Annotated in this window: 6 protein-coding genes; 2 read left to right on the top strand and 4 right to left on the bottom strand. The window is 40.6% G+C overall.

The features are described from left to right. Positions 1-218: 218 nt before the first annotated feature. The 4 genes from LOK78_RS13230 to LOK78_RS13215 all read right to left on the bottom strand — a co-directional run bounded on the left by LOK78_RS13230 (position 219) and on the right by LOK78_RS13215 (position 3,472). Complete coding sequence (locus LOK78_RS13230; RefSeq protein WP_232635214.1) at positions 219-698, bottom strand: hypothetical protein; 480 nt, start codon at positions 696-698, stop codon at positions 219-221. A gap of 165 nt (positions 699-863) precedes the next feature. Continuing rightward, complete coding sequence (locus LOK78_RS13225; protein WP_232635213.1) at positions 864-1,355, bottom strand: hypothetical protein; 492 nt, start codon at positions 1,353-1,355, stop codon at positions 864-866. A gap of 59 nt (positions 1,356-1,414) precedes the next feature. Next, on the bottom strand, positions 1,415-2,623 hold the full coding sequence (xerA, locus tag LOK78_RS13220) for a site-specific tyrosine recombinase/integron integrase (RefSeq protein WP_232635212.1): 1,209 nt from the start codon (positions 2,621-2,623) through the stop codon (positions 1,415-1,417). A gap of 99 nt (positions 2,624-2,722) precedes the next feature. After that, a complete protein-coding gene (locus LOK78_RS13215; protein ID WP_232395191.1) occupies positions 2,723-3,472 on the bottom strand; it encodes a hypothetical protein in 750 nt (249 codons plus the stop codon). Positions 3,473-4,150: 678 nt separating this feature from the next. On the opposite strand from LOK78_RS13215, the gene ilvD reads away from it, so the two are divergent. Continuing rightward, positions 4,151-5,836, top strand: coding sequence for a dihydroxy-acid dehydratase (ilvD, locus tag LOK78_RS13210; RefSeq protein ID WP_232395192.1), 1,686 nt, complete (start codon positions 4,151-4,153; stop codon positions 5,834-5,836). Between the two features lie 10 nt (positions 5,837-5,846). After that, positions 5,847-7,583 (top strand): biosynthetic-type acetolactate synthase large subunit, encoded by a 1,737-nt coding sequence (gene ilvB, locus LOK78_RS13205; RefSeq protein WP_232395193.1) that lies wholly within the window; start codon positions 5,847-5,849, stop codon positions 7,581-7,583. Position 7,584: the final 1 nt, after the last annotated feature.

The raw sequence follows: 7,584 nt of genomic DNA, 5'->3' as shown, positions 1-7,584 counted from the left end.
AGAATTTGAAAAGAAAAAACAGCAAGGACTTAAAGTCCCTGCTGCACGGGATAACAGTCAAATAAATTTGAATGCTTCCTAAAAATTTATTGCAATTTACTTGTTTTCTAACACAGTACCTATGATTTCGGCGTGGAATCGTCCGCAGGACTATTCCGCAGAGAAATCAGATAAATATATGTTTTTACTTTCGGTTTTTGCACTGTCGCCACGCTGAATTATAGCCGTTGTTGTACACTGGCTTTTATTTTTTCTTTTGTCAGTTTTACAATATAAAATCCGAAAGTATAGGTCGTTAAGAATCCCAAAACGAGTATAAGTCCGATGACTATTAAATTCAGATAAAGATAATTTTCAATTCCGCCAATTACCAATTGAGAAAATAAAAACACAATCCAGATAATCAAATTCACGCCAAACGAAAATTCCGCTGATGTCTTTAAAACACTTTTACCTTGATTTAAACTTTTGGAATTTCTTTTTCCGAAAATCCAGAGTGCAAATGGTAAAGTCAGATATATTAGAGCAAAAGAAATGAATAAGTAGTTATACGACAATAAAGCTCCAATTCCGATTAATCCGAGTAAGCCATCCGAAAACAGTACTCCGATGAATGTCATTATAAACAGAAATCCCAATCCGAATGTCATTCCGTTTATTAGTGCGACTTTTGCTCCAATGTTTTCCGTTTTATTCATCTCATTTCCGTTTTTTTAGCTTGTGTACAACGGTCTCGTATAACCGTCAGTTACGGGTTAATATGCGTTAATTTTGGTATATCACAGTAGTTAGCGATTCCGAGTATATGTTGACGTAGTCGAAACTGCAGTAATTGCGGTTATATATTGTTGTACGCTGGCTTTTTATTCGTTCAGTTCTTTCCAACATTTTTGTACTTCACGTTCAACTTCTTTTTCCATTTTCGGTAATTCATTTAGAATCCAATCTTTACTTTCTTTAGTCAGATAATTTTTATTTTCAGACAGTTTAAATTCCATTGCACTTTTGATTAATGGAATCAAATCTTTCGTTTCTGTGTCTCCATTCGCAAAATTTGGTCCGATTAAATATCCTAAAATGTCTTTCTCATATTTTGGTTTGTAATGTAAAATGTGCGTTACAATCGGAAAATGGAAGTAAAAGAAACTATTGGTATTCGATTGATATTGAATCTTATTAAATTCCGAAATCAACAATTCAGATTGCGAGTCAGAAGTATCAAAGTCCAATTCGCAAAGTAATTCATAAGTCCTTTTTGCACTTGGTTCAATTTCTCCCATTCTCTTTAAGTCAGAAAATGCCTTTTCAAATTCCGATTTAACTTTACTGTTCTTTATCCAATCTAAAATTCTCAATTAGTTCTGTTTCTTAGCTTGCGTACAACTTGTTATATGTGCCTAAATATACTCTTTTATCACAATTCCCCACGGGATATGAGGAGTTTTTCTTCCCCATTACCCATATTTGTTAAGCGTCCTACAGCTACATCCAAGGGGTTCTTAATCTTAACCAAATCCTTCTCTGCTACATGCGTATAAATCATGGTCGTTTCTGGTCTGCTATGCCCCAACAATTCCTGAATGTAGCGCAAATCAACCCCATTTTCAAGCATATGCGTTGCATAACTATGACGTAACGTGTGTGGGGTCACCGCTTTCCTTATGCCAGCTAGCTTACAGGAGGCCTTCAAAAACTTCCGTACAGAACTTGCCGTATAGGCACCACCATCCTGACCCTCAAACATAAAACCCTTCGGCCGGTAGGTCGTCAAATAATTGCTTAACAAAGGCCTAATGGCATCACTCAAAACCACAGACCGATCCTTTCGTCCCTTGCCCATTCTTACAGTAATCATCCCACGCTCATAATCAATATCCTCAGGTTTGAGCTGTAACAACTCCCCAATACGCAACCCGCCAGAATACAACATCGAAATAATGGCGCGGTGTTTCAAATTTTTGGTCACCTGTATTAAGGTAAGAATCTCCTTGGCCGACAATACTACAGGCAAATACTTGCTCTTTTTGGGTCGCTCAAAATGGGTGGCATCAAAACCAGACAAACCACAAAACAAGGTGAAAAGTTTAAAAGCACTCACACATTGTCTGTGACTGCTTATGCTGTAATCCTCCTTGGCAACCACATCGCTCATAAACTGCTCAATGTCTCGGGTCGTCCAATCCGTAAACACACGCTCGCCTTGATAGGCAAGAAACCGTAATATAAAATAACCATAAACCTGTATGGTACTTTCGCTATAGCGCTTGCCCTTTAAATAATTGATAAATTGCTTCAATAAATCCTTGTTGGTCAATGACAATCCTTGGTAGAGCACCTCTTTACTTGGCTTAGTGGCACGTTTCTTAACAGGCTTGGGAGCCGTAGATGGCACCTTTTTAAACCCACTATAATCAATATAATACCCCAAATTCTTAAAATAATGAAACAAGGCATTCAAAGTAACTGCAGAATAAGGCACGTAAAACGTTTTGTGCGTTTGTGACCAAATAACACCAGCAAAACCCTTAACATGGGTTTTAGTTTGGGCATCAAAAACAAACCCAATGGCTATTTGCAAAACATCTTTATGTTGTAGTGGAGATAATGTAATGGTAGGTTTCATAAGCAGCACGAAATCATAAAGATAGCAAATAAAAAACACTTTTTAACCCTATGCCACATCCCCATTTTATACCTTTCACTATAAACTATACACCACACACTACGATATAACTTCAACAATCCTACACCCCAAACCACTAATCCCTCGCGCAGGGTAAACCTCCTCACCAAGAACCTCACAAAACCTTAGTCCCAAAGCAACAATTCCTGTATGTTGTGGTGGTACAACCTCTGCCACATCCAGGCTAAAGGCCGCCACTTCGTCTTTTCCTAGCATAACCGTTTCAGAGACCTGAGAAGTATAGGTCAATGTCTCAAAATCAAAATCGATCACCATAAAGCTTAACGCCAAATGGCTACTGCCGGTGATAAAGGTTTCGTTTCGTAAATCCATAGCGGCAAAATGTAATGTTTGCGTCTCCCAATCAAATTGAGCGCGCGATGCAATATAATTCAAGGCCATACAGTCGGGTAAAAACACAAAATCCTTTAGCAGTTGCTTCCCTTTTAGGGTGGCAATGCCTTGGGCCACCCGCCGGTTGCCAGGTGTAGAAATGCCGTCCAAAACTTTAAGTTCCATAAACAAACCCATCAATCGGGTTTGTAAAGGTCGGTATTTTGGCGGTGAAAACACGGGTAGCAAAGAGCGCCTAAACTGTTTCAAAGCCATAGAAGCGGCACCAAACTCCGTGGCGTTTTCCCTTACTCGGCGCATGCTTTCCTTGGTTCTTATGGCATCACCATTAAATCCGCCACCCGCTTGCCGCACAAAAGCCTCACCCTTAGCAATGTAAAAGTTTAAACCACCTACCGTTCCCGTAATCTTGATAATACCTTTTTGTCTCGCCATACGTTTTTAAATTTTTAGAGGTGCCACCCATAATCACACCATTAAATAAACTTGCCAAAAACCCAACTCACTTTAAGTCATGGTTCGGCTGTGTTAAAGTAATGATTCATAGCGATATAATCAATAGGTATAGCGTATGTATATCGTATATAAAACGAATATATAACGTATATGACTTGGGTAAACTCCGTGTGGGATCCTTATAAAACCCGCATAAGACCCCACAGGCATGCCTTAAAAGTCCGTCAAAAACCAGCAGCCAATCCAATAAGCATCGCAATAATCTAAGGAATATGTCCCCCTTAATTACTACAAACACAAGAAAACCTTCCAGAGCATTTGGATTTTTAATTAAAAATTCCAACATTTGGGTTTCAAATGAACAAGAACCTAATCCATATCATTTCTATTAGTATCGTAGTGATTATTTCGCTCCGATGAGGAATGGTATTGTAGTATGATATAGAAAATGCCTTCCTCATCCGGGAAGGCATTTTTTTTATGGAAAAATTTTAATGGGTTTGAACATCATATAACAAATTAGTTAAATCGCTGATAAATAGCTATTTGAAATGTTAAAAAACTAATTGAATTTAAAGCGTACTCATGTAATGCAACACCCTAGTAGAGTGATTACATTAATTTAGTTTCTTAAAAGAAATGGGTCAAAATCAAATAATGAACAATTTAAATAAATACAGTAAAACAGTAACACAAGATCCCACCTTGCCGGCTGCCCAAGCCATGTTGCATGCCATTGGCTTAACCGATGAAGATTTGAAAAAGCCCTTGATAGGTATTGCTAGTACAGGGTATGAAGGAAATCCATGTAACATGCACCTTAATGACTTGGCAGTCCATGTTAAAAAGGGAGCAGACAAGGCCGATTTGGTCGGACTCATTTTCAATACCATTGGAGTAAGTGACGGTATTTCAAACGGAACCCCAGGAATGCGCTATTCCTTACCGTCCCGTGATATCATTGCAGATTCTATGGAAACCGTCGTTCAAGCTATGAGTTATGATGGTTTGGTGACTGTGGTAGGTTGTGATAAAAACATGCCGGGAGCCTTAATGGCCATGTTACGGTTAAACAGACCTTCCATTTTAGTTTATGGCGGTACTATTGCTTCTGGCTGTCATAATGGTAAAAAACTGGATATTATTTCAGCTTTTGAGGCCTATGGTCAAAAAGTAGCTGGAAGCATAGATGAAACCGAATTCAAAGAAGTCATTCACAAGGCCTGTCCGGGTGCTGGTGCTTGTGGTGGTATGTACACCGCAAATACCATGGCTTCGGCCATTGAAGCCTTAGGTATGTCTTTGCCTTTTAACTCCTCAAACCCAGCTATCACAGAAGGAAAGATTAAGGAGAAGGAATGTGAGAGAGCGGGAGAAGTCTTAAAGTTACTACTGGAAAAAGATATTAAACCATCAGATATTGTTACAAGAAAGTCTTTAGAAAACGCCATTAGGTTGGTAACGGTTCTTGGAGGGTCTACAAATGCCGTGTTGCACTTTCTGGCTATTGCCAAAGCAGCCAATGTGGAATTCACCTTAGCCGATTTTCAGAAAATAAGTGATGCAACACCACTCTTGGCAGACCTAAAACCAAGTGGTAAATATGCCATGGAAGATTTGCACGCCGTAGGTGGAGTGCCAGGTGTTTTAAAGTACATGCTGAAACAAGGCATGTTGCATGGTGATTGCTTAACGGTTACCGGAAAAACCTTGGCCGAAAACTTGGAGACAGCTCCAGACCTTGAAGAAGGGCAGGAGGTCATCAAATCAGTCAACCAACCAATCAAGGATTCAGGCCATATTCGCATCCTGTTTGGTAACCTAGCTACGGAAGGTGCTGTGGCTAAAATTACAGGAAAAGAAGGCTTGTCTTTCAAAGGCGTTGCCAATGTGTTTGATAGTGAGGCGGCGGTAAATGAAGGCATCAAAACGGGTAAAGTAAAAAAAGGAGATGTGGTCATTATTCGTTATGAAGGTCCTAAAGGCGCACCGGGTATGCCAGAAATGCTTAAACCGACCTCTTCCATTATGGGAGCTGGCTTGGGTAAGGATGTGGCTTTGATTACAGATGGTCGCTTCTCAGGTGGATCCCACGGTTTTGTGGTGGGTCACGTGTCGCCAGAAGCACAAGTTGGTGGAAACATTGCCTTAGTTGAAAATGGAGATATCATCTCTATTGATGCAGTAAACAACACCATCAACATCGAAATTTCCGATGAGGAATTGGCAAAAAGAAAAGAAAATTGGAAAGCTCCAAAACTCAAATTTGAGCGAGGGGTATTATATAAATATGCAAAAACGGTTTCATCAGCATCCAATGGCTGTGTGACCGATGAGTTTTAAATGATAGAATATGGAGGATACTCAAGCAGTAGCAAAAAAAGAGCAGCCTACTAAAAAATCCGTTAGAATTACGGGTAGTGAGGCGGTTGTAAAATGCCTTTTGGAAGAAGGGGTTGATATTATTTATGGCTACCCTGGTGGGGCCATAATGCCAGTTTATGACGAGCTTTATAAATATCAAACCCAATTGCATCACGTCTTGACCAGGCACGAGCAGGGGGCAACCCATGCAGCCCAAGGCTATGCTAGAATTTCTGGTAAAGTAGGGGTGGCTATGGCAACCTCGGGTCCCGGGGCAACCAATTTGATCACCGGTATTGCCGATGCTCAAATTGATTCCACGCCTTTGGTGTGCATTACGGGGCAAGTGGGTTCCCACTTACTAGGAAGTGATGCCTTTCAGGAAACAGATATTATAGGTATCTCAACCCCAGTTACCAAGTGGAACCACCAAGTGACCAAGGCGTCTGAAATTCCCGAAGTCATTGCCAAAGCATTTTATATCGCTAAAAGTGGGCGTCCGGGTCCCGTACTCATTGACATCACCAAAAATGCCCAGTTTGAGGAATTTGATTTCTCTTATGAAAAATGTACCTCCATAAGAAGTTATAAACCCGTCCCCGAAGTGCAACTAAGCAAAGTGCAGGAGGCTGCAGATATCATCAATGCGGCTAAGAAGCCTTTAATCGTTTGGGGGCAAGGTATCATATTGGGTGAGGCAGAAGCCGAATTGAAGGCGGTGATGGAAAAGGCTGGCATCCCTTCGGCTTGGACCATTCTGGGAGCTTCCGCCATTCCAACGTCCCATCCCTTAAATGTGGGTATGGTAGGCATGCACGGTAATTATGCACCCAATAAGTTAACCAATGAGTGTGATGTGCTTATAGCCATTGGCATGCGGTTTGATGACAGGGTAACCGGTAATTTGGAGACTTATGCCAAACAGGCCAAGGTGATCCATTTTGAAATAGACCCAGCAGAAGTCGATAAAAATGTAAAGACCGATGTGGCGGTTCTTGGAGATGCCAAAACCAGTCTGTCGGCTTTATTGCCATTACTTAATGAAAATACCCATGACTCTTGGTTAAATGAGTTTAAGAAGCTGTATCAGGTTGAGTTTGAACAGGTCATCAAAAACGATTTGAACCCCACCAAGGAAGGTTTGACCATGGGAGAAGTGTTGAAGAAAATCAATGAAGAAAGCAAAGGGCAGGCAGCCATAGTGAGTGATGTAGGACAACATCAAATGATTGCTTGTCGCTATGCTGAGTTTAACCAGACAAAAAGTAATATTACCTCCGGCGGATTGGGAACCATGGGGTTTGCATTGCCAGCAGCCATAGGCGCAAAGATGGCAGCTCCAGAACGTGATGTGGTAGCTATCATTGGAGATGGAGGTTACCAAATGACCATTCAAGAATTGGGGACCATTTTTCAAACCAGGGTACCCGTGAAGATTGTTGTCTTAAATAATGATTTCCTCGGAATGGTACGTCAGTGGCAGCAATTGTTTTTTGATAAACGATATGCCTCTACCGAATTGATCAATCCAGATTTTGTTCAAATAGCCAAAGGATACCATATTGAAGCCAAAAGAGTGTCAAAAAGGGAGGAATTGGATGAAGCTATCAAGGAAATGATGGCTAGTGAATCGGCATATTTCCTAGAAGTATGTGTAGAGAAAGAAGACAATGTGTTTCCAATGATCCCAACAGGAGCATCGGTTTCAGATATAAGATTAAGTTAAT

It is taken from the genome of Mangrovimonas futianensis, from assembly GCF_021245805.1.
Lineage (GTDB): Bacteria > Bacteroidota > Bacteroidia > Flavobacteriales > Flavobacteriaceae > Mangrovimonas > Mangrovimonas futianensis.
Note: the sequence above shows the minus strand (reverse complement) of the source record. Positions and strands in the feature narration are given on the sequence as shown.

Coding starts and splice junctions, on each gene's coding strand:
- LOK78_RS13230 (WP_232635214.1), bottom strand. CDS start 698: ATGAATAAAACGGAAAACATTGGAGCAAAAGTCGCACTAATAAACGGA.
- xerA (WP_232635212.1), bottom strand. CDS start 2,623: ATGAAACCTACCATTACATTATCTCCACTACAACATAAAGATGTTTTG.
- LOK78_RS13215 (WP_232395191.1), bottom strand. CDS start 3,472: ATGGCGAGACAAAAAGGTATTATCAAGATTACGGGAACGGTAGGTGGT.
- ilvD (WP_232395192.1), top strand. CDS start 4,151: ATGAACAATTTAAATAAATACAGTAAAACAGTAACACAAGATCCCACC.
- ilvB (WP_232395193.1), top strand. CDS start 5,847: ATGGAGGATACTCAAGCAGTAGCAAAAAAAGAGCAGCCTACTAAAAAA.